Source organism: Bacillus sp. FSL K6-1284 (assembly GCF_038002625.1).
Taxonomy (GTDB): Bacteria; Bacillota; Bacilli; order Bacillales; family Bacillaceae; genus Bacillus; species Bacillus paralicheniformis.
The window spans coordinates 3733769-3758422 of the sequence record NZ_JBBOCW010000001.1; the positions used below are offsets into that span (position 1 = coordinate 3733769).

The following is a 24654-nucleotide window of genomic DNA, read 5'->3' on the forward strand; positions in this document are numbered from 1 at the left end:
ATGTAATGAACATCTTGATGTTATAATATAAACAATTGCAAATCTTTGCCTTAACCAAACCAGCAAAGGGAAGACAGGAGACTCAGAATGAAATTTTTCAAAACTCTTTTTTTAATTTTTTTCGTAGCAGCTCTTATAACCGCCGTTCTTATACTGTTTTCTAAAGATGCGTTAAGCCCGTTAGCCGAAATGCTGCACAGCAGCCATAAGAATGCTGCTGACAATAAAGAAGTACATCAGCCGCTTGACGTCCCGCTGATCAACCAAATGGACTCGCCGAAGCTTTATAACGGCTGTGAAGTCGCCAGCCTGGCGATGATCTTAAACTACAGCGGATATCATGTCACAAAAAATGAGCTTGCCAATGAGGTGAAAAGAGTGCCTCTGCACTATGAAAGCGGCTTAAAGGGAAATCCTAACGACGGCTTTGTGGGAGATATGGAAAACGGACCCGGACTGAGTGTCTACCATGGCCCGATTTACGATTTGGCCTATTCATACGCAGGTACTAAAGCTGTCGATTTGACGGGAAGTGAGCCGGAGAAAATATATGAACAGCTGAATCAAGGAAGACCGGTTTGGGTTATCACCACTGTTCATTTCAGTCCAGTCAACGATATGGAAACATGGAATACGCCGTCAGGTAAAATCGATGTGACGTACAGCGTTCACAGTGTTGCCGTGACAGGCTATGATGAGGATTACGTTTATTTGAATGATCCGTACGGATATAAAAACAGAAAAACAGACAGAGAAAATTTTGAGAAATCATGGAAACAAATGGGCAGTCAGGCGATCGTGATCGCCGCTTAAAAAGGCAGATTAACCCCTGCCTTTTTTAGTTCTTTCCCCTTATTAAAATAAGCCTCTTTACCCTTTCATCACATCCAAAATACAGAAAAAAACCTCATTGCACGTGTTCAATTTACTGTTTTTTCATAATATTCAAATTATTTGTTTACTTTTCAGCAAGCTCGCATATATGATAGTACCGAAATAGGTGTCTCAACTTATTGCAAAAGGACCAGAAATTGTTTTCATCTAAGGGAGACAAATCTGTTTTGAACAATATTTCATGAGGAGGATGAAAATGATGAAGAGATTAGCAGGTACGGTTATTTTGTCAGGTTTGCTCGTCTGCGGGTTTGGACAGGCTCTGCCCGAAAAAGCCTCGGCCGCCGAGGTCGTTCACAAAACGATCGTAGTCGAAAAAGGACAAACGTATGACGGGAAAGGCAAGCGGCTGATTGCAGGTCCGGAGCTGGGGGACGGAAGCCAGCGCGAAGATCAAAAACCGATTTTCAAAGTGGAGAATGGTGCAACGCTCAAAAATGTCGTGCTTGGCGCTCCTGCTGCTGACGGTGTTCACACTTATGGTAACGCTTCTATAAGCAATGTTGTTTGGGAAGATGTCGGCGAAGATGCCCTGACTGTCAAAAGCGAAGGAAATGTCACGATTAACGGAGGATCAGCCCGGCTTGCCGCGGACAAAATCTTTCAGATTAATAAAGCGAGTACATTTACCGTGAAAAATTTCACTGCGGATCAAGGAGGCAAATTCATTCGCCAGCTCGGAGGCTCGACATTTAAGGCAGTGGTCAATATTGATAACTGCACGATTACAAATATGAAAGAGGCCATCTTCAGAACCGACAGCAGTACAAGTTCCGTTACGATGACAAATACAAGGTACTCAAAAGTCGGAAAGAAGTGGATCGGTGTGAAGCATATTACGGAAAGGAACAATCATGAATTTTAACTTTGATTGCAAATAAAGGCCCCCGTTCTTTATTCAGCGGGGGTCTCCAACCTTTTTTCCATTTCTTCTTTTGTATAGATCAGCCGCATCGGATTGCCGCCGACAAAAGCGCCCGGAGGCACATCTTTATGAACGAGCGTACCGGCGGAAATGACGGCGCCGTCTCCGATTTCGACGCCTGGAAGGATCGTCGTATTGGCTCCGATCATGACTTCATCGCCGATGACAACCTCGCCGAGCCGATATTCTTTTATTAAATACTCGTGCGCCAAAATGGTCGTATTGTAGCCGATCACGGTGTTACGCCCGACGGAGATCTTTTCAGGAAACATGATATCCGGCATGACCATTAAAGCAAATGAGCATTTCTCTCCGATTTTCATCCGCAAAAACGTCCGGTACATCCAATTTTTCATCCCAAGAAACGGCGTATAGCGCGCTGCCTGAATGACGATAAAGTTTTTGACCACTTTAAAAAATGGAACCGTCTGATAGATGTGCCATAAGGAATTGGAGCCGGACACCGGATAGCGCTTCGTTTTTCTCAAGCTTTCTCCACCTCAAGAATGCGAAGGAGATCGCTCATTTGCTGGAGCATAAAATCAGGCTCGTGTTTAGCCAGGCTTTCTTCTCCTTTAATCGTCCACGCAACGCCTGCTGTTTTCGTTCCGGCGTTCTTCCCTGCTAATATATCGTGGTAATTATCACCGATCATGATGGCTTCTTCCGGACGGCTGCCAAGCTTGGAAAGGGCGAGCAAAACAGGCTCGGGATCTGGCTTCGGCCGCTTGACGTCATCCAGCGTCACAACCGTCTCGAAAAAGGCATCAAGCCCCGTCAGTTTAAGCCCCATGATAACGGTGTCCCGCAGCTTTGTCGTGACAATCCCGAGCTTATACCCTTCTTCCGCGAGGCGTTCCAGCGTCTCGTAAACCGTCTCATACTCTGTTACCAGTTCATCATGCATCTGATGATTAAATGTCCGGTACATGGTGATCATTTCTTCAGCCTTATCCTTTTGAATGCTTGAGAACGTTTCATAAAGGGAAGGTCCGATGAAAGCAAGGACATCCTCCCGTTTATAGCGTCCCGGTGCATAATGGTCGAGCGTGTGCAAAAATGAGGCGATGATCAGCTCATTTGTATTGATTAGCGTTCCATCCAAATCAAATAAAACCGTATTAACTTTCATACAAAGCTTCCTTTCTGCGAACGGAATAACCCGGCTTTCTCCAGATGCGCGAAATCGCGATCGTCAGCAGAATCGCGGTTACAAGCCTGATCAACAAAAGAGGCCAGACCGGAATGCCGAGCGGGATAAATACCAATGTGTCTTCCACAACCGCGTGACAGGCAACGAGAAAAATAAACGCGATCGTTACATCTCTTTTGCTGACGCCGTCTTCTTCGACCGCTTTGATCATAACGCCGGCCCCATATGCAAGGCCGATCGTCAGCCCGGCAACCATCGTCATTGAGGTGTTCTCTTTCATGCCGAGCATTCTCGTCAGCGGTGCAAACCACTTTGAAAAAGTATGCAGCCAGCCAAGGTCTCTCATATATTGAATGATGATCATCAGCGGTATCACGATGGCTGCAAGCTGAAGGACACCAAGACCCGCCTTGGTGACGGCTTCAAGCGCAATTTCAAGCCAGCCGGAAGGAGCGGCGCTTTTCGCAGAGATCAAGCCGTATTTAGCCGCATCCTGACCGCCGTGCCAGACAAGGTTAATGATAAAGGCCGAAAAAACGGCGAGGCCGATGCGCACAAGCAAAATAAGCCATATTTTAATTCCGACCCTTGATGCAACGGTCGATTCGATAATCAAATTGTGGCAAAACGACAGCATCACCGCTAAAATAAACACTTCTTTAACTGTCAAATCAAGCGTTAAAATCCCCGCAATTCCGGCATACAAGTTCAGCATGTTACCGAGCACAAGCGGTATCGCCGCTTCCCCTGACAACCCGAAAATTCCCATCGCCGGCGTGATCAGCTTGATCAACCAGTCCATCACCGGTGTATGCTGAAGCAGGCTGACAATCAGCGTGACAGGAAAAATCACTTTTCCGAGCGTCCACGTCGTTTTCAGCCCCGCCACAGCTCCGGCTTTTAAAGTTCCCTTCATTGCTGTCTCCCCTTTGTAAAATCGCTACATCTCCTGATACCGTTTAATCTCTCGCCCTTTGAAACGTCTGTAGGCTATCAGCGCAGCCGCACTGAGGATCAGGACGATTGAAATCACCTGGGCGATGCGAAGGTTCGCCGTCAGCATCAGACTGTCCGTTCTCAGGCCTTCGATATAGTAGCGTCCCATCGAATACCAAATGACATAGATTAAGAACAGCTCGCCTCGCTTTAAATTCGCTTTTCTTAAAAGAAGCAGAACGACGACTCCCGTGAAGCTCCACAGCGATTCATACAAAAAGGTAGGCTGGTAGTACTGCCCGTCGATGTACATTTGATTGATGATAAAATCAGGCAGGTGGAGGTTTTCTAAAAATGCTCTTGACACCGCCTCACCGTGCGCTTCCTGGTTCATAAAGTTTCCCCAGCGGCCGATCGCCTGACCGAGCAGGATGCTTGGAGCAGCAATATCAGCCAGCTTCCAAAACGAAAGCCCTTTGACCTTCGCATAAATGATTCCCGTCAGTACGGCGCCGATCAGTCCGCCGTGGATCGCAAGGCCGCCGTTCCATATTTGAATAATTTGGTCCGGGTGTTCACTGTAATAGCCCCATTGAAAAATGACATAGTATGCCCTTGCACATAAAATCGCAATCGGGATCGCAAAAAGCACCAAATCGACAAAGGTGTCCTTATGCAGCCCCCTCCGTTCGCCTTCTCTGACCGCCAGCCACAAGCCCAGCAAAGCGCCAAGGCCGATGATAATGCCGTACCAATGGACAGCAATCGGCCCCAGGTGAAAAGCAATCGGATTTAAAGGTTCAATCGTTTCATTCATATTGTCAGCTCCTATTCTTCAAGCTCACCATCTTCAATCACATCCGCAAGCTTATGGGTAAATTGCTCAGCGGCATTCAGACCCATTCTCTTTAGTCTGAAGTTCATTGCGGCCACTTCGATGATGACGGCAAGATTTCTTCCCGGACGAACCGGAATTGTCAGCTTCGGAACGTCTGTATCAATAATTTTCATTGTATCTTCTTCAAGCCCTAAGCGGTCATACTGCTTTCCTTGCTCCCAAAGCTCCAGACTCATGACAAGAGTAATCCGCTTAAAGCTTCTGACCGCCCCCGCGCCAAATAACGTCATGACATTGATAATGCCAAGGCCTCTGATTTCCAGGAGATGCTCAATTAATTCAGGCGCGCTTCCGATCAATGTATCCTGGTCTTCCTGTCTGATCTCAACGCAGTCATCCGCCACAAGGCGATGGCCTCTTTTGACAAGCTCCAAAGCCGTTTCGCTTTTTCCAACGCCGCTCTTTCCGATAATGAGCACCCCGACGCCGTAAACATCGACGAGGACGCCGTGAATCGCAGTTGTCGGAGCCAGCTGGCTTTCAAGAAAATTCGTCAGACGGCTTGTCAGGCGCGTCGTCTTTAACGGGGATCGAAGCACAGGCACGCCGTTTTCTTCAGAAGCCTCGATGAGTTCAGGCGGAATCGGCAAATCACGGGAAAGGATGATCGCCGGTGTAATTTCCGTGCATAACGACAGCATCCGCTGCTTTTTTTCTTCCTCTGGAAGCTTTTCAAAAAAGGTAATCTCGGTCTTCCCAAGCAGCTGAACCCTCTCTTTTGGATAGTATGTAAAATAACCAGCCATTTCAAGGCCCGGTCTTGATAAATCGCTCATCGTAATCGGGCGGTTGATCCCTTCTTCTCCGCTGATGAGCTCAAGCTTAAATTTATCCATCACATCTTTTGTTCGAACTTTCGGCACGATTGATGCACCCTCCTCTTCTCAGATGAAGAACTAGACATTCAGCTTTATTCTATCACTTTCAAAATGAACCTAAAACATTTTTTGAAAATGGCCCCCCTTGACACTTCGGTGAAGTCTTCTTTTCCCGGGCTTTCTTTCAAAGCGAAAAATCAGTAGTATGTAAAGAGGAACGCGAAAAGGAAGTGAAGAACCGTTGAAATACAATATCCATGATACCACCGTGCTGAACGAAGACATTTTGACCCCGGAAGAAAAAGAGACATGGGTTCTTTATATGAAAGTACTGACCGCTGCCGGCCTGGGGGATGTCTCCGAATGGATGAAGCTCGATCTCAGCATGCCGCAAATGAAAGTTTTAATGCTTCTGAACAACCACGGCACACTGAAAGTCTCTGAAATCGCTGAAAAAATGGGCGCTTCCCTTTCAAATATGACCGGACTGCTCAGCCGCCTTGAACAAGCGAACTTCATCAAAAGAACACATTCCGAGCAAGACCGGAGAACGATTGTTGTTGAACTAACCGAAGATGCAAAGGGGATTTTTCGAAGTCTTTACAAAAAAGGCCACGAAAAGCTCAAAAAAGCGCTCCAGAAGCTGAACGAACAGGAAAAAACCAAAGTGAATGAAGGCCTTACCATTCTTGAAAAAGCGTTAAAAGCTGACGATGAATAGACAAGCTGCCCGGAAACCGGCGCAGCTTTTTTTGTTGAAAAATTTCTTTTGACAAAACGTGTTTTTTTAAGGATGATTAAAATAGTTAACTCAAAGTGAATTATTCATTTTGAATTAATAAAAAAGGAGGATATATGGTGTGAACCAAAAGTGGGCCGTATTATTATTTACGATCGGCGTGTTTATGGCTGCTTTAGACAATGGCATCATTTCAGCCGCGCTGACGACAATCAACGATTCTTTTCAAGTATCCCCCTCATGGGGAGCTTGGGGCATCACACTTTATACGCTCGGTTTGGCAGTCAGCGTCCCGATCGTCGGAAAGCTGTCTGACCGGTATGGACGTAAAAAGCTGTTTATCATCGAAGTCTTGCTGTTTGGCGCCGGTTCGCTGCTGGTTGCATTGAGCCAAAACTTCCCGATGTTTTTATTGGCAAGGCTGATTCAGTCGCTTGGCGGCGGCGGAATCTTTATTATCGGAAGCTCGCATATTCTCACTGCGCTGCCTAAAGAAAAACAGGGAACCGCACTGGGGCTTTTAGGTGCGATGAACGGCATCGCGGCAGTGCTCGGTCCGAATATCGGCAGCTTTATTTTGGATATGACCGGAAGCTGGCACTGGCTGTTTTTGATCAACCTTCCGATTGCCGCAGTGCTGATCATTCTCAGCGTTCCATTGATGAAAGAAACAAAAGGCGGAACACAGAAGCCGCTCGATCTGGCCGGAACTGTGATGTTGTCTCTTGGGATTTTAGCTGTGATGTACGGAATAACGAATATAAACGGACAGCACATGTCTGCCGTCCTGTCCGACCCAAAGGTTTACTGTTTTCTTCTGATCGGCTGCGCGCTGTTTGCAGGACTCATCTTTTATGAAAAACGCATAGAACTGAAAGGCGGCGACCCGATACTTGCCTACAGCTTATTAAAAAACAAGGTGTTTCAATGGACGCTTTTTATCGGATTTTTATCCGGCGGACTCTTGGCAGCCGTTATTTTCATTCCTGCATATGCGGAACAATATTTGCATGTCGCTCCTGAAAAAGCGGGGTATTGGATGACGCCTCTGGCGCTGGCTTCAGGAATAGGAGCAGGGCTCGGCGGAATGCTCGCCGATCGGAAAGGACCGGTAAAAGCGGCATGGCTCTCGGGAATCATTTCGTTCGCCGGGTTTTTACTCTTATCCGTCTGGGTGACAGAGAAGTGGGAATTTGTTTTGGCAAGCATTATCGCAGGGGTCGGTTTTGGTTTTCTGTTGGGCGCGCCGTTAAATATGCTTGTATCAGAGGCAGCAAAACAGGATTACGGGACAGCGCTCGGCACATTATCACTCGTCAGGCAGATGGGAATGACCTTGGCGCCCGCTTTGTATGCAGGATATATAACGGCCGGCTACGAAAATATCGGCACACATATCAAACAAAAACTGAATGATGCAGGGATGCCGATAAAAGAATTTACAGGCGGTGAGTCGGACGTATCGCGTCTGAACGAATCACTCAGCCAGATTCCCGATCCAAAAGTCAAGGACATTATAAGCGAAGCGATCCATGAAAGTGTGGGAACGGGGTTTTTTAACCTCTACTTCACGGCCGCCGTCCTTTCCCTTGCCGTCATCGCTTCTGTCAGCATTTTATCGCTTTACAGAAAAAAACAAGCCGACACGGCAACCCGTCTGAAAAAAGATGTGACAAACTAAAAAGCATTTGCTCCCCTTAAGAAAACAAATGCTTTTTACGTTCACAAATGAATACCGCAGCCAGCCAAAAGCCGATTACAGCAATTGGGGGATTTTTCATACCTGACGGCTCAAGTTTCGCTTGCTTTAACTTCATGCCGGCCGGCGGGGGGCTCCCCGACAATTGCCACAGAGCTGAGCCCATCCCGGCGGTTTGATCTATCAAAAAGGATCTCATGCCGTCATCTTTTGTCGTCAATTTCCACATCTGAGATCTGCTTTTGCCGCCGTAATGGTCAGAAGCTGCGGCGTACCAGAAATAGGTTGTGTTCGGCTGTAAATCCTTCCATGTCACTGAAGCCGTCTTTCCGCTTTTCACCGTTTTTGCTTTCCCAATTTCCTTGTTCGAAAAGACATTCAGCTCAAAATAATCGGTTTTAACCTTTTTCTTCCGTGGTTTCAGATCCGTTTTGATGTTGAACTCGTCTTTCGGGCCGAATTGGTGCGGATCATAAAAATTATAGTCGTCAAGATATGGCGAATACGTTTTGACATGGATCGTGTCATGCTTCGGATCTACATGAAGAATTCTTAAATAACCTTGGCCTCCTTCAGGACCGCCCTGATAGTCGGCAAGCATTTGATACACCTTGCGATCCGGCTTGCCGTCCCCGTTATCATCAAGCCTGTCGACTTTTAAGTTAGAGCTGTGATAGTGGCCGCTCAACACGGCGATCACATTCGGATTCCGCTTGATGATCTGTTCAAATATTTTCTCCCCGATTGGACTTCTGCTTCCGCTGACAAGCAAAAACTCGTGAAATGACAAAATCGCTTTTCGGTCGGGATGGCGTTTCAGAACATCATCTATCCACTGCAGTTCTTTTTTTCCGATTCCCCACCCCATCGATACCATGATATAGTCGTTTCCCCCGCTGGAGATGAGATCGTAATGCCCTTTGTTATTCTGATAAGACCCGCCGTAATGCGGTTTTTGTTTAAAACGTCTTTCCCCGAAATACCTGCCGAATTTCAAATAAGACCGGTCTTTATGGCTGACATCGTGATTGCCCGCCAGCACGCCGTATGGAACTTGATGGTCGTCGAGAACTTTCATGAACTGGTCGGCGCGCTTCCATTGCAGCGGCTGATCCGCTTCATCCACAAGATCCCCCGTATGAAAGACGTACTGAATGTTCAGCTTGTCCTTTTGTTCGGCGATCCACTTGACCTGACGTTCAAAAATGTGCGGATAGCTTTCCGAATAATATTGCGTATCAGACATCCACACAAATGTATAGTCATTTTGCGAAAGCTGAATTTGATCCTGAATGATGATGCTCGCCTTGGACTGGCGGATATAATCAGCAGCTTTTATGCTTCCTTTGAGGGTGAAAGGTTTGTCATCCTTTGCAACATGGAATGTCAGCGTCTCCCACCTCTTGCTCGTGTAATTCCAAGCGAACATGGAGACTTTTCTGCCGGGAAGTGAACTGCCGCGCCACAGCACTTCCACCTTGTCGTTCGGCCCCGTATTTTCATCCACTTTGACATCAAAGCGATGGTACGGAAACTTTGTTGTTGATGACGTTTCAAAACCTTTTCCGTCAGGTGCGGACATGCCGCTGCGCTCTTCTTTTGTCAGCGCCTTTTCCCCTCTGACCGCAAAGCTTTGCGGAGGTTCCGTCCCGCTTTCGTTCGCTGACACGTCAACGTGCTCTTCGTCTTTTACAGTGTACTGAAACCCTTGATGGAATGACACTTTCATCTTATCTTTGGTCGGGTCCTTGACGCGGACGGCCAGCTTAGCTTGTGTGCTGCCGGGGGCATTTTTGACCTGGGCTGGCTTGTCCGGCTTTTCCTCTTTAATATAAAATGCCTTTTTCACGATTGACAGGTTGCCGGCGCTGTCCTCCGCTTTTATTTTCAGTTCGTGCTTTCCCGCATCCAGGCCGGCAGAAGATATAAAATAGGGAAGCGCTATTTTTTTGCCGTCAAGAACGGCTTTTATGCTTTTCACACCGCTCCATTTATCGTGTGCGACCGCATTGATCTCAAACGATCCTTTATACGTCCTGCCGTCTTTTAATGACGTTTTGATCTCAGGGCCTGTATTATCAACCGTCACCCTGCGGATGAGCCTTTCTTCGCCATTCTCCGCTTCAACGATGTGCGTGCCTTCATCCCAGGCCTGTGTATGCCATTGACTGGCAAGCGATGTAAACTTGGCTTCCGGAATCGAAAAACGGAATTCATACCATTCGCGCGCCCCTGGACCGTCGCCGGCCGGAAGCTCAGCTTTCGGATCGTCGTACTGCTCATCGCGAATGATGGTCCCATCCGCTAAGATAAGACGGGGGTTCTTGAGGACAAAATCATCCCTGTTTTCTTCTGCAGATTGTTCAAATGGGGTTGACTTCGTGCCTGAACGAACTTTAATCGCAAATGGCTTTCCTTTTTTAAATTCCTCCGGAGAAACCGGAACCGTAATGGTCGTATACCGGCGGCGCGAATCGTCAAAAACTTTTTGAACCCTCCTGCCGATCGTTACAGCATTTTTAAAATACAGATTTGTTTGATTGACATCGAAGGCAAAGTAGGCTTTTTTTTCAAGCGCTGATTCACCTTTTTTTTGTTCAATTCCGTCAATCCGAATTGTCGTTTCAAAAGGCGGCTTTTCTGCTGTGGCTTTCAACAGCATTTTTCCGGAAACGGTTCCGCCTTCGCTTACATTCAGCCTGAGCCCCTTTAAAATCCGCTGTTCAAGCGGTATCGTTTTCTTTTCAGTCGCCGTAATATTTGATCCATCGCCGGCCCGCATATAGTATTCCACTTTTTCTTTGCCAATGAGCTCGGCAAAATAGATATTGTGGCGGTACAAACCGTCATTGCGGCTTTTTTCAACACGGACTTCAGTAAACGGCTCATCATCATTCATACGGTAGAAAAACTGCGCCTGTTTCACTTGCCGATTGTCTTTCATGTCAGCTAAGAGCTGAATCGTTTCACCCGGTTTGACCGCTTGATGATCCGTCATATCATGGATCGCCGGCTTTTCTCTGTCAGGCATGACCGTCACCGTCTGTGAAGGAACCTGCGCCTTCAGGAGCGAACCAGGAGACGGTGTTTCTTCCCCGGCCGATATCATTTTCATATGCTTCGTTCCATCCAGCGGATATCGATAAAGAAGCGCTTTATTTTTAGTGACATCGGTTTTATCCGGCTTGCTTTGATAACGGGCAGATGCGACCTCTTCCCCGCTGTTTGTGCAGATAATCACCTCTCTCGGCGCCGTATTCGCCAGGCCGCTCCCTTTGAGAACAGAAAGCGTTTTGCCTTCACGAAGGTGAACACCGTAATGCTGATTGAAGTCATCTTCCGTCAAATGTCCGTTTGAGCGATTTTTCACCCAAAACACGTGTGTTTGACCGGAAGGAATCGCCACATCATCGCGTTCAAAAGGCCAGACGTTGTCTGATTCCTTGCCCTTTTCAGGATGCCTGTATTTCATTTTGTAATTGTTCAGATGAACAACTTTATTGGTATTGTTATAAACTTCAATAAATTCATAGCCGTCCTTTGCACCGGTGTTTGACGTGTCGACAGCCATTTCCGTGATCAACAGCTCCGGAAGCTTTTGTGTATCCGTACGTACGCCTTTCAGGGCGACAGTATACACATCCGTCTTCACAGAGGAACGACCGGCCTGAGCCTCAATGTAATATTGGACTTTGTCGGATGCTATGGATTCGCTTTCCAACTTGGCAATATAGCCGTTCTGTTTGCCCGGCTCTACTTCCATCGGAATCCCCCGATACGGCAATTCGGCATGCTGCTTGTAATACAGAATGACCGTGTCAGCGGCCGCCTCCGCGGAAAAATACAAGTCGTCTCCTTTTTTTACTTGTTCAACAAAAGTATGCCTGATGGCCGGTGAACTAAGCTGAATGTGCTCTTTTTCCGCCGCGGACGATATCGGCATCTGTAAGGCAAAAAGTAAAACTGCGGCCAGAAACAAAAGGGTTTGGCGATTTCTGTACTTTTTCATCGTCTACCTCCCTTTCGTATTTTGCCTTTACAGATCATTTTTATGAAAGAGACATCCGTGCAAATAAAAAGAAGCCTGATGATTCATCAGACTTCAACTTATTTTTTGGACATCGGTTCGATAATTGCTTTTTGAATGAGCAAGTGGAAAACCGACAGGACGATCGACGCAAAAATGGCTGTCCCAAAGCCGTCCAGGTCAAAACTGTCCCCCATAATGGATGCGGTCATATAAAGAGTAATCGCATTGATGATAAACAAAAATAAACCTAACGTAATCACCGTGACAGGCAGCGTCAAAATCACCAGCACCGGCTTCACAAACATATTTAAGATCGATAAAATCAAGCTTGCCGTGATGGCTGCCCCGATGCTTCTGACGTGAACCGAATCAAAGTAACCGGCAATAACGATTAATAATAAGGCATTGACAAGAACGTTTATGATCCATTTCATCATCTGTCGACGTCCCCTTCATTCGGCACTAGGAATACCCAGACAATATAAATCAGCAGAACGGGAACTCCGGTCGAAAATATAAATAATAGAACCGTAATGATTCTCAGCAATGACGCATCCATATTTAAATACTCAGCAAGACCCCCGACGACCCCGGCAATCTTTCTGTCTGTTTCGGATCGAAATAGCCTTTTCATTGTATCACTCCTGTGTATGGTTTAAATGGATCGATCCTGTCTTCGATTCCAAAAAAACAGTCATGCTATGATCATGATTTTGATTTGCTTTTAGATACATTTCTTTCTGGATTGTCTCGTTTTTTTCTTTTAAAATTTCCGCATCTGACAGATCATGAGACAGAGAACCGAGATTGCTTTTCAGCTCCGCTGTCACAGCGCAGTCCCGGGGAACATTCAGCTCTACGCTTCCAGTCGTTGTTTTCACGTATGCCGTCCGGCAGTGCGGATTTTTGACTGTTGCAGCAATATTACCGTTAAAGCTCTGCAGGTCAAGTGCATCGCATGAACCTTTAAGATCGATCAATCCATTGATGGTTTCCGCTTCAATCTCTCCGCAAGTATGGTCGGCGAGTTTGATTTGCCCATTTGCAGTTTCCAATGAAGCTTTTCCTGCCGTGAGAGCAGAGAACGACAGCACGCCGTTCGTCGTTTTGGCGGACAGCTCTTTTACGTTTAAATGTTCCCCTCTGACCGGGCCGTTAAACAGCTTAAAGCGGATTTTGCCGTACTCTTTGTCCGGTATATAGACGGTAAGGTTGGTCTTCATTGTTTTTTTCTCCGTGCGGATCGTGAACTTATCGCCTTCCACACCGCAGTCGATATGCTGGAGAAAAGCCTGCCTTGCTTCATCCTGATTTTCGGCGCGGTACACTTTTGCCTGGCATTCGACTCTGATGTCGGAATCGTTCCATGGTACAAGGTTGACGCTGCCGTTGGCAAGCTGAATATCCAGAGTCGAAAAATCGGAGTCTTTGAACTGGAATATATGCTGAACCTCGAACGAGTGCCCGAAATTCAAATCCAGGTCTGCTTCTTTCACTTTTTTTACAGCGGTATCAATCCATTCGAACAGTTTGGAACCGATTGAAGGCTTCGGTTCTTTTTTCTTTTCGCTGTAGAAGTCTTCCGCATCAATGACATTTTCAGACAGAGCTGTCACCTTGCTCTCCGTTTCTCTGTAGTCTTCTTCAAGTTTTTCGATCAGGATCAGCGCCTCTTTCGCAGACAGTTTTCCTTCCTCGACCAATTTTAAAATTCGCTCTTTCTCATGCTTCATGAAAAGCTCCCCCGTTCTCCTTCTTTTAGGCCTGAGTCAGCATTTTAATCCCTTGAACAACGTTCCAGACCACAATAATCAAGCTGATGATCCCGAAAAAAACAAAACCTCCGACCATGAAAATGACCGCCAAATAACCGCCGTCATTAAAGATAAGCGAACCGCTGATCGCGCCTGCTGCCAATATGACTACGCTTATAAACGGAATAATATGCGAAATAAGCGAACGCATCGCATGCTTTTTCGTTTCTTGATCATCTGTTATAAAATACGCAGCGATTGGCAAAATAAGCGGGGCAAAAAAAACGCTAAAATAACAAATTGCAGAAATCAGTGCGTTGTTTCTCGTCATGCAAAACACTCCTTATCGATGTAAAGCGTTCTTGTGAGTCTAATGTACAGTGACCTTATACTCAGTTTACGTGTATCTTGGCCTTTAGGTTTCATTTTCATTCGATCGGCGTGCGTCAAACTTCGCGAATTGATTTTTTTAGATTTTATGAATAGATTCTTTTTTTATAACCCTTTAAAATATGTGGCAAAGCCAAAGAAAAGGAGCGAGCGTTATGAAACAGAAATCGGAAGTACACACCTCATCCGCCTCCCAGCTTCTTAGTCTGATTCAGGAACAAAAAAGGATGAATCAGGAGATCGTGAACCGATTGGAAGCGATCAACTCCGCTCCTCCGCTTTCCAGCGAAATCCGCTATTTAAAGGTTCTGCTGAACAGCAGCAGCACCCACATTTTAAACAGTATGATTGAAGCGGCCAAACACATCAGCCGAACTGAGCGTTAAACGTTCTCACGAAGTTCGTTTGATATTTCAACCAGATTTCCGTCGGGATCTCTGATATACACCGAAACGATCGGTCCTTCAGCGCCCGTCCGCTCTGCGGGGCCTTCTTCAATCTGAATGGACAGCCCTTCCAGATGACGGATCACATCATCAATGCCTGTATTTGTGATGAAACACAGGTCCAGGGAGCCGGGCACCGGGTGCTGTGCCTTCGGCTCAAATTCTTTTCCGGCCTCGTGGAGGTTTATTTTTTGCCTGCCGAATGTCAGCGCTTTTCTTCCTTCTCTAAAAGTGACCGCATCCATCCCCAACACACGGCTGTAAAATTCGCATGTCGCTTCAAGGTCTTTGACCGTCAGGACCAGATGATCAATCCGATCGATCTTCATCACCCCATCCCCCTTTATGGTTTGTTTTTTACGTTATAACAGCTATTGAATAAAAGAGCAATGAAAATCTTTTGAACAAAGCTTGCCGCTGATCATTCGGCCATTGAAAAAGCCGCCGACGTGAGATCGGCAGCATGTTATTTACGGTCTGACAGCTTCTTTTTCCTGAAGCCGCTTTTTCATTCTGTTTTTGTCGCGTTCAATGATCGGTTTTAAATAATGGCCGGTATATGACCCTTCAACTTTCATGACTTCTTCGGGCGGTCCGGAGGCCACGATCGTCCCCCCGCCGTCTCCTCCTTCAGGGCCCAAATCGATCAAATAATCAGCTGCTTTTATAATATCGAGATTGTGTTCGATTACAAGCACGGTATCTCCATTATCGACCAGGCGCTGCAGAACGGCCAAAAGCCTTGCGATATCATCGACATGCAGTCCTGTCGTCGGCTCGTCCAAGATATAGAGTGATCTTCCCGTTGAACGGCGATGAAGTTCAGATGCCAATTTGACCCGCTGCGCTTCTCCCCCGGAAAGCGTTGTAGCCGGCTGTCCGAGCGTAATATAGCCAAGCCCGACATCATAGAGGGTCTGCAGCTTGCGCTTGATTTTCGGGATGTTCTCAAAAAATTGAACGGCATTTTCGACCGTCATCTCAAGCACGTCAGAAATGTTTTTACCTTTGTATGTGACCTGAAGCGTTTCACGGTTGTATCTCTTTCCGTGGCAAACCTCACAAGGAACGTATACATCGGGCAGGAAGTGCATCTCGATTTTGATAATTCCGTCGCCTTTGCAGGCTTCACAGCGCCCGCCTTTGACGTTAAAGCTGAAGCGCCCTTTTTTGTATCCTCTGACTTTCGCTTCATTCGTCTGGGCAAACACGTCACGGATGTCATCGAACACGCCGGTATATGTGGCCGGGTTTGACCTCGGCGTCCGGCCGATCGGAGACTGGTCGATGTCGATCACTTTATCGAGGTGCTCGATTCCTTTTATTTCTTTGTATTCTCCCGGTTTTGCCTTCGCCCGATGCAGCTTCTGAGCCAGCGTTTTGTGGAGAATTTCATTGACGAGCGTGCTTTTCCCTGATCCCGATACCCCGGTGACAGCTGTGAACACGCCGAGCGGAAACTTCACGGAAACATTTTTCAAGTTGTTTTCCTTTGCGCCTTTTACCTCGATAAAACGGTTGTCAGGCTTCCTTCTCTCGGCAGGAAGAGGAATGAATTTTTTCCCTGAGAGGTACTGCCCTGTCAGCGATTGATCATCGTTCATCACTTCTTCCGGTGTTCCGGCAGAGATCACTTCTCCCCCGTGTACGCCCGCGCCGGGTCCGATATCAATTAAATAGTCGGCGGCAAGCATCGTGTCCTCGTCATGCTCGACGACGATCAAGGTGTTTCCGATATCCCTCATGTTTTTGAGCGTATCAATCAGGCGGTCATTATCGCGCTGATGAAGACCGATTGACGGCTCATCAAGAATGTAGAGGACACCGGTCAGCCTTGAGCCGATTTGCGTTGCAAGCCTGATCCGCTGCGCTTCTCCTCCCGACAGAGTGCCGGCGGCACGGCTGAGCGTCAAATAGTCAAGCCCGACATTGTTCAAAAATCCAAGGCGCTCTTTAATCTCCCGCAAAATGAGGTTGGCGATCTTCATGTCTTTTTCCGAAAGTTCAAGTTCACGGAAAAATTGAAGGGCGTTAGAAACCGACATTTCGGTTATCTTGCCGATGTGAAGGCCGTTTATCAGCACGGCGAGGGATTCCTTTTTCAGACGATAGCCTTTGCATGAAGGGCACGGCTGATTGGCCATGTATTTTTCCATCAGTTCACGAACGTAATCAGAGCTCGTTTCTTTATAGCGCCTTTCGATATTGCGGATGACGCCTTCGAACTCAATGTAGTTTTCCCGGACCTGTCCGAAGTCGTTTTCATATCTGAAATAAATCTGCTCATCTCCGCTGCCGTAAAGGATTTTTTCAAGCTGGTGCTTCGGCAGCTCCCCGACCGGAACATCCATATCGATTCCATAATGGCTGCATACCGCTTCAAGCAGCTTCGGATAATACTGGGAGCTTTGCGGTTCCCAAGGTGCAATCGCATTCTCCTTTAGCGACAGCTCATCGTTTGGAATGACGAGCTCTACATCGACTTCCAGCTTGGACCCGAGGCCGTCGCAGCTCGGACACGCGCCGAACGGGCTGTTGAAAGAGAACATTCTCGGCTCCAGTTCACCGATTGAAAAACCGCAGTGCGGGCAGGCATGATGTTCGCTGAAAAGCAGCTCTTCCTGTCCGATCACATCGATGATCACGCGGCCTTCACCGAGGCGGAGCGCCGTTTCGAGCGAGTCTGTGAGACGAGCTGCTACTCCTTCTTTTATAACGATACGGTCGACGACGACTTCAATCGAATGCTTTTTATTCTTTTCGAGCTCGATGTCTTCTGAGAGGTCGTTCATTTCGCCGTCGATCCGGACTCTCACATAGCCTTGTTTTCTGATTTGGTCGAGCACTTTCACGTGCGAACCTTTTCTTCCCGAGACGATCGGCGCGAGCACCTGGATCTTCGTGCGCTCGGGATATTCCAAAATTCTGTCCGTCATCTGTTCGATCGTTTGCGAGGTAATTTCAATGCCGTGAACCGGGCAGACCGGCTTTCCGATTCTGGCAAACAGCAGCCGGAGATAATCATAGATTTCCGTCACCGTTCCGACTGTCGACCGGGGGTTCCGGCTCGTCGTTTTCTGATCGATGCTGATCGCCGGCGACAGGCCTTCGATCGCATCGACGTCGGGTTTGTCCATCTGTCCTAAAAACTGGCGGGCATATGCGGAGAGAGACTCGACATAGCGCCGTTGCCCCTCTGCATATATCGTATCGAACGCAAGGGATGATTTCCCTGATCCCGAAAGACCTGTCAGCACGACAAGCTGGTCCCTCGGAATAGAGACATCGATATTTTTCAGGTTGTGGGCCCTTGCACCTTTCACCTCAATTCGTTTCGTTGCCATTCTCCATTCATCCTTCCGATTTTAACTCTAGGAGCAAGTCGCGAAGCTCAGCGGCACGTTCAAAGTCAAGCGCTTTTGCGGCTTCCTTCATGTCGTTTTCCATTTGAGCGATCACTTTTTCCCGCTCTTTCTTCGTCATCTTCGAAAGCTTCGGCTCCTCTTTTGCTTGATATTCTTCCTGCTCTTCAGCAGCATGAGTTGCCCGGATGACGTCCCTGATCTTTTTGTTGATCGTTTTCGGCGTAATGCCGTGTTTATCATTATAGGCCTCCTGCTGTTCGCGGCGGCGCTTCGTTTCATTGATTGCGATTTCCATTGAGTTGGTGATTTTGTCGGCATACATGATCACGCGGCCTTCGGCATTTCTGGCGGCGCGGCCGATTGTTTGAATGAGCGAACGCTCAGACCGCAAAAAGCCTTCTTTGTCTGCATCAAGGATGGCGACAAGTGAAACCTCCGGAATATCGAGTCCTTCCCTCAGCAGGTTGATGCCGATGAGAACGTCATGCTTGCCGAGGCGAAGGTCGCGTATGATCTCGATCCGCTCCAGCGTTTTAATCTCGGAATGCAGGTACGTGACCTTGATTCCGATTTCTTTCAGATAATCCGTCAAATCCTCGGACATTTTTTTCGTCAGCGTAGTGACGAGGACGCGTTCATTCCGCTCGATTCTCTGCTGGATTTCGCCGATCAGATCATCGATCTGCCCTTCAATCGGCCTTACCTCAATGATCGGATCGAGCAGCCCCGTCGGCCGGATGATCTGCTCTACCATTTCAGGCGTATGCTCAAGTTCATAAGGGCCCGGCGTAGCCGACACATACACGATGTTGTGAATGTGCTTTTCAAACTCTTCAAACCTGAGCGGACGGTTATCCAAAGCGGAAGGGAGCCTGAATCCGTGATCGACGAGAACCTGTTTCCTCGCCTGGTCTCCGTTGTACATTCCTCTGATCTGCGGCATGGTGACATGCGACTCGTCTATGACCATCAGGAAATCGTCCGGAAAGTAATCGAGCAGCGTATATGGAGTCGAACCTGCCGGACGAAGCGTCAAATGTCTTGAATAGTTTTCGATGCCCGAGCAAAAACCCATTTCGCGCATCATTTCCAAATCGTATCTCGTCCGCTGTTCCAGACGCTGGGCTTCAAGGAGCTTGCCTTCTTCACGAAGCGCTTTAAGGCGCTCTTCCAGCTCCTCTTCAATGTTTATGATCGCTTTCTTCATCTTTTCTTCCCGCGTGACGAAGTGGGAAGCCGGGAAGATCGCGACGTGTTCCCTCTCCCCTAAGATTTCGCCTGTCAGGGCATCCACTTCCCTGATCCGTTCGATTTCGTCCCCGAAAAATTCAACCCGGATGCAGTGCTCATCCCTTGAAGCCGGGAAAATCTCGACGACATCGCCGCGCACCCTGAATGTTCCGCGCTGAAAGTCGATATCATTCCGCGCATATTGGATGTCAACGAGCTTTCTGAGCAGCTCATTTCGCTCGATTTCCATTTCCGCTCTGAGCGAGAGCACCAGTTCCCTGTATTCCTCCGGGGAACCCAAGCCGTAAATACAAGAAACACTCGCCACAATGATGACATCTTTGCGTTCAAAAAGAGCAGACGTGGCAGAGTGCCTTAATTTATCAATCTCATCGTTAATGCTGGCATCTTTTTCGATAAATGTATCAGTCTGAGGCACGTAAGCTTCAGGCTGGTAATAGTCATAATAGCTGACAAAATATTCAACTGCGTTGTTTGGGAAAAATTCCTTAAACTCGCTGTACAGCTGTCCGGCGAGCGTTTTGTTGTGGGCGATGACGAGAGTCGGTTTGTTGACTTCTTTAATCACGTTTGACATCGTAAACGTCTTTCCTGTACCGGTCGCCCCCAAAAGCGTCTGATGCTTTCTGCCTTCATTGATTCCTTTGACAAGCTGATCAATCGCTCTCGGCTGATCCCCCTGGGGCTGATAATTCGAGACTAATTCAAAGCGGTCTTTCACAAAAAAGCCTCCGTTTCTTTACGAAATCTTCCTGCTTATTATTTTAACACACCCGAAGTAAAAATACGAACTAAAGTTCGGTTTCTGTGTTTTCCCACAAAAGCCGGCCCTTCCTGATCTATCAAAAAACCCCTCCTTTTTGTCATCAAAAGCAGGGCTTTACGGCAATCATTCTTACGATTTCTATGAGTCTTCCTTCTTTTCACCCGCCTTTTTCGCCGCATAGAGTGAACCGGCCACGAGCGAGACGATATCAAGTCCTACAATAAAAAAGGTTTCCGTATAACCTTTTAAATATGAAGCGAACAACAGCGCTGCGGTCAGCGCAATCCCGACGTAATGGTTATAGGTCACCCTTGTAAAAAACAAGACAAGCAAGAAAGGAAATATCAGTGCAAAAACGGCTTTTGTAAACACAAAAACCCTCCTCACGTTTCTTGATCTTATTCGATTATATTAAAGAACAAAGAAACGGACAAACATGGACACTCATTCATTTTGTCCATTATCATGCCGCGTTATTCGGAATCAGACGTTAAAAGGCGAAAAAGAACGAGATTCCGGCTGCCAGGAGGTTCGGCATGGCGAAAACAGCGAGTGCGTTTGCCAGTTTGCCGTTCCACTCCCTGTGCTCCTTCGTTTCCGAATCGTGATTTCCCCTGAACCGGTCACCGCTGACAAATACGCCGGAACATAAAGCAGACAGCAGAATTGCGCCTAGTCCGGCGGATCCCGAAACTTTGAAAATCAACGTCCAATCCCCGGCCGCAGCCGAAATCAATACAGCTATCAAACAAACAAAAACACCGGCGAGAAAAGCCTTTTTCATCAATCATTCTCCTTCAATCAGTTCTATCCATCATCCTAGCGGAACGTTTTGTAAAAGACAACCAAAAAGATTCCCCAAAAGGAAAAGCAAAAGCGCCCGAAAAAGCGGCGCTTTATTAACATCAATTATTCTGTTTCTTGTGAGGCGGCTGCCTCAGCGTGCTTCATCGCCGCATCCTCTTCTTTTACAAAGATGATGCCAAGCTCATGATGCTCTCCTTCATATGAAGCTCTTTGTTCAAAACGAATTTCATTGTTTAAACCGACGACTTCAAGTTTGAAGAAAGCACGGTTCTTTTGAAGCGCTTCGTAGAAGTCCGCCGCATTTTTCACTGAAATCCCGTTAACCTTCGTGATGATTTCGCCGATCTTGAGACCGAGATCGGCTGCCGGCGTGTTCGGAATAATGCCGAGCACCACGAGCCCCTGGTCTCTCTTTGAAAAATGGAAAGGGGCGGAATTATCGTTCATCCGCTGTTTCCATGATAAAAAGGCCCTTCCTGCGATCGCCGCTCCGGCGGCAAGAGCGGCAAGCGGCGTCCACCATACGCTTCCGGCCGCGAGCAGCAGAATGATAATACCAAGCACGCTGATGCGCTTCGCTGTAATTTTAATGCTTTCAATCGGAAGCGATCCTTGAACTCTTTGGCCGAAGCCGATGAAATAAGGAATCCAGAGGAGCTCAAAGCCTCCGTTAAATGACAGAACGGGCCACCACGGAACCGATGATTCGATCGCATGTCCCGGAATGAGAATGAACAACGGCAAAAGCCAGGTTCTGCCCGCAATCTGCTGGCCGATCGGGAGCCCCCTTTTGCTCATAACGATCGCAGGGGAAGTTTTGATATGTGCCGTTTTGTAGACGAGCACTCCTTCCGCTACCAACAGAAGTCCGAGCAAGACGGCAGCAGCCGGCCAATTCGCGAGGGACAGCTGCGGAAGTAATTCGTCAAGCGCTCCGAAACCGGTGTATTCGATACATAAACCGGCGACGATGCTCACGCCAAGCGTATATGCCGCTGACAGCAGACTCTGTCTGAAAGTTAAAGCTGCGGCAACGCTGACCGCCGCTATTAAAACCAGCATACCCATCGGCAGATACAGCCCTAAGCCGAACGAAACAATGGACAGCACGAGTCCCGCCAAGAGTCCTTTAGAATATGTAAACTTAAACTCGTCATAAATATCTTCAATACGCGTATGAAACGTCTTTCTTTCACGTTTGATCCGGGCATAGCCGTAAGCAAGACTCATGATCATCATAAAATAGAAGAGCGGGTGCAGAAAAAACAATCCTGCTCCTTTTAAAAGTTCAATTAAGCTTTCTTCAACTGACAAGGGAACGTTCACCGCCTCAGCCAAGCATTTCAGGCCGCCTTAAATACGGCAGCTTTTTAACGTTGGATATTTTAGGGAAACCCAGCTTGTCTAAAGCGTCGGCACGAGGAAATGACGTGCGGCCGTTCAGGCGGGATGCCTGAGCCGTCAGCCGCAGAAACTTTCGTCATGATGCTTTAACGCCGGTGCTTTTTAAGCGCATTCGTGACGACAAATGCTGGCACCTTTAGGCAAGCTGGTGCATTTTATTATTATTCTAACAAATAATAAAATGCTTGGGTATGGTAAACGTGAGGTTTATTTCTCCTGGCTCATCCAAAGCGTCACATTCGACAAAGAAAAGTCTTTCAGGTAATGATTGACTTCGACATCTAGAATATCTCCTATCAGCTGCATTGACCGCTTGATATCGGTCAGATTGATGCCGAGCCGCTTGTGGTTGTCCATCAAGTAGTTGAAATAAAGTTCCGCGCAATCCTCATTGATATCCTCCACACTTTCGACCGAAGTGTAGTTTACGAGGTATCTGCTGAACAGCATAAGCAACCCTACTGCCTTTGTAGCGGAAAACGTAACGTCTTGTGATCGAACTTTTAACTGCTCCACTAATTCATAGTATTTTTTCTCTCTCACAATACTTGCCCTTTTCAATCGTGTACCCCCATTTATTATTTATATATAAGAAAAGCGCAAGCGTCAGACGACTCCACCAACAGAGACGAAGAACGCAAACCGCGCTAACATTCTCCGCAAAAAAAATGCACACATTATAATTCTTGAAAAAGCTTTGGTTCTATTTTAAAAAGTTTTCCTTAGTTATACAACTTGCAAAAGTTACATTTTTACTGCATCTTTACATCCTTATAAAGTCTCCCATACACTTATGTTATCGGGTCAATTCTATTCATTATGAATGTTTTTTTTATGAAAAAACAAAAATTTTAGGTAAAAAGATTGAGAATTTATTTTCTGAGAATAAAAAAAGTGAGGACATTCTGTGTCCTCACTTTTTATTAAACAGCACTTTTAATGCGGTTTGCAGCTGAAGATCGTTCTTTTCTTTCATCTTTTTCTCTTCAATCCGCAGGTTCATTGTATTTGCCGTTTTTTGGTCAATGATGCCCGTTTGTTTCAGCTTGTTTTCAGCCTGAAACGCCATGACGGCTTTTTTTGTGCCTTCACTGTAATAGCCGTCTTCCCGGCCGGGGACAAACCCGAGTCCTTTCAGCAGGTGCTGTGCCCGCTTAATTTCATTGTTGTTCATATCCGGCTTGAGAGGCTCCTTCAGCTGTACAGGCCCCACCGAGAAATATGCAGGCTGGGCGACTGGAACGGTCGGCTGAATTCCCTGCTTATGGATCCAATTCCCTTTAGGCGTCAGCCATTTATACAGCGTCAGCTTAATATTGCTTCCGTCTCCCATCGGAACCGCTTGCTGGACGGTTCCCTTTCCAAAGGAAGGATCGCCCACCACGTCGTAACCCTCGGCTTCTTTTAATGCACCTGCAAGAATTTCCGACGCTGAAGCGCTGCCCTTGTCCGTAATCACGCTCACAGGATATGGTTTTTTCTCTTTTAATTTTGAGAAGTATTGTTTTTTATTTCCGTTTCTTTCGGCGATTTGTATATATGGATGATCTTTTGTCACAAAATGTTTTAAAATGTCTTCAACGCTTTGCAAGTATCCGCCCGGATTGCCTCTTACATCCAAAACGAGCCCTTTTATTCCCTTTTTCTCAAGCTTTTTCAGTTCAGCAGTAAAATCTTTTGCCGTATGTTCGGAAAAGGAAGATATTGCGATATAGCCGACAGGTTTGTCCTGTATTTTTTTAATGGAAGCAAATACCGTTTCCAGCGGAATTTCATCGCGCTTAATCGTAAATGTCAGCTGATCTTTCATGCCGGGCCGATGAACTTTCAGCGTAACCGTCGACCCTTTTTTGCCCCTGATCTTTAATACGGCGTCATTCAAATCCATTCCGGCCATGGAATCGCCGTCGATACTGATGATTTCATCGTTCGGCTTTAATCCGGCTTTCTCTGCCGGAGACTGTTTAAAAGGAGAAACGATAATGATTTTCCTGTCTTCCATTCCGATTTCTGCGCCGATTCCTTCAAAAGAGGAATCAAGGGAATCTGAAAACCGCTTTGCCGTCTGTTTATCCATATAAACCGAGTATGGGTCATTCAATGTTGAAAGCATGCCCTGTATGGCTCCTTCCAACAGCTTTTCCCTGTCGACCTGCTCTACATATTCATTTGAAATCAGGTCATATGCTTTCTCAATTTTCTCCAATTCGTTTCTGGCGGCAGCCGCTGATGCTTTTGGAACGGCATCATGAAACGGAATCGGACCGGCGCCTGTTACCAAGCCGCATAACAGGCTGAGCGCAATGATGAGCCGTGCAATCTTCTGATTCATCCTATACCTCCTCTTCTGCCTGCACTATGTTTTGTTGCTTGAAGTAT

Annotated in this window: 23 protein-coding genes; 5 read left to right on the top strand and 18 right to left on the bottom strand. The window is 47.0% G+C overall.

Features of this window, described 5'->3' with window-relative positions; translation table 11 throughout:
- Nucleotides 1-87 precede the first annotated feature (87 nt).
- Nucleotides 88-813: a C39 family peptidase gene (locus MHB72_RS19175; protein WP_216919445.1), complete on the top strand. Its 726-nt coding sequence runs from the start codon at nt 88-90 to the stop codon at nt 811-813.
- A gap of 277 nt (nt 814-1090) precedes the next feature.
- Nucleotides 1091-1759 (top strand): pectate lyase, encoded by a 669-nt coding sequence (locus MHB72_RS19180; protein ID WP_020453073.1) that lies wholly within the window; start codon nt 1091-1093, stop codon nt 1757-1759.
- A gap of 29 nt (nt 1760-1788) precedes the next feature.
- Here the strand turns inward: MHB72_RS19180 and MHB72_RS19185 are convergent, their stop codons facing one another.
- Genes MHB72_RS19185 through hprK form a run of 5 tightly spaced genes read right to left on the bottom strand, consistent with a single transcriptional unit; the run spans nt 1789 to nt 5669 of the window.
- Entirely contained in the window at nt 1789-2307 is a 519-nt protein-coding gene (locus MHB72_RS19185) for an acyltransferase (RefSeq protein ID WP_023856365.1), read from the bottom strand.
- The gene (ppaX, locus tag MHB72_RS19190) at nt 2304-2951 is read right to left on the bottom strand and encodes a pyrophosphatase PpaX (protein WP_025810719.1); all 648 of its coding nucleotides are present in this window, start codon (nt 2949-2951) and stop codon (nt 2304-2306) included. Before ppaX ends, MHB72_RS19185 begins: the two co-directional genes overlap by 4 nt.
- The gene (locus tag MHB72_RS19195) at nt 2941-3888 is read right to left on the bottom strand and encodes a nucleoside recognition domain-containing protein (protein WP_145654569.1); all 948 of its coding nucleotides are present in this window, start codon (nt 3886-3888) and stop codon (nt 2941-2943) included. The genes ppaX and MHB72_RS19195 overlap by 11 nt, the downstream gene beginning before the upstream one ends.
- A gap of 24 nt (nt 3889-3912) precedes the next feature.
- A complete protein-coding gene (gene lgt / locus MHB72_RS19200; RefSeq protein WP_020453077.1) occupies nt 3913-4725 on the bottom strand; it encodes a prolipoprotein diacylglyceryl transferase in 813 nt (270 codons plus the stop codon).
- A gap of 11 nt (nt 4726-4736) precedes the next feature.
- Nucleotides 4737-5669, bottom strand: a complete 933-nt coding sequence (gene hprK / locus MHB72_RS19205; RefSeq protein ID WP_020453078.1) for an HPr(Ser) kinase/phosphatase — start codon at nt 5667-5669, stop codon at nt 4737-4739.
- A 196-nt stretch (nt 5670-5865) separates the two neighbouring features.
- Between hprK and MHB72_RS19210 the strand changes: the two genes are divergently transcribed.
- Nucleotides 5866-6345 carry a MarR family transcriptional regulator gene (locus MHB72_RS19210; RefSeq protein ID WP_020453079.1) on the top strand — a complete coding sequence of 160 codons (480 nt, stop codon included), beginning with the start codon at nt 5866-5868 and terminating at the stop codon, nt 6343-6345.
- Nucleotides 6346-6484: 139 nt separating this feature from the next.
- The gene (locus tag MHB72_RS19215) at nt 6485-8044 is read left to right on the top strand and encodes an MFS transporter (RefSeq protein ID WP_216919442.1); all 1560 of its coding nucleotides are present in this window, start codon (nt 6485-6487) and stop codon (nt 8042-8044) included.
- Between the two features lie 16 nt (nt 8045-8060).
- Here MHB72_RS19215 and MHB72_RS19220 read toward each other — a convergent pair whose 3' ends face one another.
- The 5 genes from MHB72_RS19220 to MHB72_RS19240 form a co-directional block, all read right to left on the bottom strand.
- Complete coding sequence (locus MHB72_RS19220; RefSeq protein WP_340903663.1) at nt 8061-12071, bottom strand: metallophosphoesterase; 4011 nt, start codon at nt 12069-12071, stop codon at nt 8061-8063.
- A 98-nt stretch (nt 12072-12169) separates the two neighbouring features.
- Nucleotides 12170-12529 (bottom strand): phage holin family protein, encoded by a 360-nt coding sequence (locus MHB72_RS19225; RefSeq protein ID WP_023856370.1) that lies wholly within the window; start codon nt 12527-12529, stop codon nt 12170-12172.
- On the bottom strand, nt 12526-12726 hold the full coding sequence (locus MHB72_RS19230) for a PspC domain-containing protein (RefSeq protein ID WP_020453083.1): 201 nt from the start codon (nt 12724-12726) through the stop codon (nt 12526-12528). The genes MHB72_RS19225 and MHB72_RS19230 overlap by 4 nt, the downstream gene beginning before the upstream one ends.
- Before the next feature lie 4 nt (nt 12727-12730).
- The gene (locus tag MHB72_RS19235; protein WP_020453084.1) at nt 12731-13825 is read right to left on the bottom strand and encodes a DUF4097 family beta strand repeat-containing protein; all 1095 of its coding nucleotides are present in this window, start codon (nt 13823-13825) and stop codon (nt 12731-12733) included.
- Nucleotides 13826-13850: 25 nt separating this feature from the next.
- Entirely contained in the window at nt 13851-14177 is a 327-nt protein-coding gene (locus tag MHB72_RS19240; RefSeq protein WP_020453085.1) for a DUF4870 domain-containing protein, read from the bottom strand.
- A 214-nt stretch (nt 14178-14391) separates the two neighbouring features.
- On the opposite strand from MHB72_RS19240, the gene MHB72_RS19245 reads away from it, so the two are divergent.
- On the top strand, nt 14392-14622 hold the full coding sequence (locus MHB72_RS19245) for a hypothetical protein (protein ID WP_023856371.1): 231 nt from the start codon (nt 14392-14394) through the stop codon (nt 14620-14622).
- Here the strand turns inward: MHB72_RS19245 and MHB72_RS19250 are convergent.
- The 8 genes from MHB72_RS19250 to ctpB all read right to left on the bottom strand — a co-directional run bounded on the left by MHB72_RS19250 (nt 14619) and on the right by ctpB (nt 24607).
- A complete protein-coding gene (locus MHB72_RS19250) occupies nt 14619-15011 on the bottom strand; it encodes a VOC family protein (RefSeq protein WP_199792208.1) in 393 nt (130 codons plus the stop codon). The genes MHB72_RS19245 and MHB72_RS19250 overlap by 4 nt on opposite strands.
- Before the next feature lie 141 nt (nt 15012-15152).
- The gene (gene uvrA / locus MHB72_RS19255) at nt 15153-18026 is read right to left on the bottom strand and encodes an excinuclease ABC subunit UvrA (RefSeq protein ID WP_216919438.1); all 2874 of its coding nucleotides are present in this window, start codon (nt 18024-18026) and stop codon (nt 15153-15155) included.
- Between the two features lie 7 nt (nt 18027-18033).
- Complete coding sequence (gene uvrB / locus MHB72_RS19260) at nt 18034-20019, bottom strand: excinuclease ABC subunit UvrB (RefSeq protein ID WP_025810713.1); 1986 nt, start codon at nt 20017-20019, stop codon at nt 18034-18036.
- Nucleotides 20020-20202: 183 nt separating this feature from the next.
- On the bottom strand, nt 20203-20436 hold the full coding sequence (locus MHB72_RS19265; RefSeq protein ID WP_020453089.1) for a CsbA family protein: 234 nt from the start codon (nt 20434-20436) through the stop codon (nt 20203-20205).
- Nucleotides 20437-20554: 118 nt separating this feature from the next.
- Nucleotides 20555-20848, bottom strand: coding sequence for a DUF5316 domain-containing protein (locus tag MHB72_RS19270; protein ID WP_216919436.1), 294 nt, complete (start codon nt 20846-20848; stop codon nt 20555-20557).
- A gap of 125 nt (nt 20849-20973) precedes the next feature.
- Entirely contained in the window at nt 20974-22209 is a 1236-nt protein-coding gene (locus tag MHB72_RS19275) for a PDZ domain-containing protein (RefSeq protein ID WP_079289200.1), read from the bottom strand.
- A 273-nt stretch (nt 22210-22482) separates the two neighbouring features.
- Nucleotides 22483-22836 (bottom strand): swarming motility protein SwrAA, encoded by a 354-nt coding sequence (gene swrA, locus MHB72_RS19280; protein ID WP_003185659.1) that lies wholly within the window; start codon nt 22834-22836, stop codon nt 22483-22485.
- Between the two features lie 352 nt (nt 22837-23188).
- Nucleotides 23189-24607, bottom strand: a complete 1419-nt coding sequence (gene ctpB, locus MHB72_RS19285; RefSeq protein ID WP_101561419.1) for a carboxy-terminal processing protease CtpB — start codon at nt 24605-24607, stop codon at nt 23189-23191.
- Nucleotides 24608-24654: the final 47 nt, after the last annotated feature.

Coding starts and splice junctions, on each gene's coding strand:
- MHB72_RS19230 (WP_020453083.1), bottom strand. CDS start 12,726: ATGAAAAGGCTATTTCGATCCGAAACAGACAGAAAGATTGCCGGGGTC.
- ppaX (WP_025810719.1), bottom strand. CDS start 2,951: ATGAAAGTTAATACGGTTTTATTTGATTTGGATGGAACGCTAATCAAT.
- MHB72_RS19175 (WP_216919445.1), top strand. CDS start 88: ATGAAATTTTTCAAAACTCTTTTTTTAATTTTTTTCGTAGCAGCTCTT.
- lgt (WP_020453077.1), bottom strand. CDS start 4,725: ATGAATGAAACGATTGAACCTTTAAATCCGATTGCTTTTCACCTGGGG.
- MHB72_RS19235 (WP_020453084.1), bottom strand. CDS start 13,825: ATGAAGCATGAGAAAGAGCGAATTTTAAAATTGGTCGAGGAAGGAAAA.
- MHB72_RS19195 (WP_145654569.1), bottom strand. CDS start 3,888: ATGAAGGGAACTTTAAAAGCCGGAGCTGTGGCGGGGCTGAAAACGACG.
- MHB72_RS19250 (WP_199792208.1), bottom strand. CDS start 15,011: ATGAAGATCGATCGGATTGATCATCTGGTCCTGACGGTCAAAGACCTT.
- MHB72_RS19240 (WP_020453085.1), bottom strand. CDS start 14,177: ATGACGAGAAACAACGCACTGATTTCTGCAATTTGTTATTTTAGCGTT.
- MHB72_RS19270 (WP_216919436.1), bottom strand. CDS start 20,848: ATGAAAAAGGCTTTTCTCGCCGGTGTTTTTGTTTGTTTGATAGCTGTA.
- MHB72_RS19220 (WP_340903663.1), bottom strand. CDS start 12,071: ATGAAAAAGTACAGAAATCGCCAAACCCTTTTGTTTCTGGCCGCAGTT.
- ctpB (WP_101561419.1), bottom strand. CDS start 24,607: ATGAATCAGAAGATTGCACGGCTCATCATTGCGCTCAGCCTGTTATGC.
- MHB72_RS19180 (WP_020453073.1), top strand. CDS start 1,091: ATGATGAAGAGATTAGCAGGTACGGTTATTTTGTCAGGTTTGCTCGTC.
- uvrA (WP_216919438.1), bottom strand. CDS start 18,026: ATGGCAACGAAACGAATTGAGGTGAAAGGTGCAAGGGCCCACAACCTG.
- MHB72_RS19225 (WP_023856370.1), bottom strand. CDS start 12,529: ATGATGAAATGGATCATAAACGTTCTTGTCAATGCCTTATTATTAATC.
- MHB72_RS19245 (WP_023856371.1), top strand. CDS start 14,392: ATGAAACAGAAATCGGAAGTACACACCTCATCCGCCTCCCAGCTTCTT.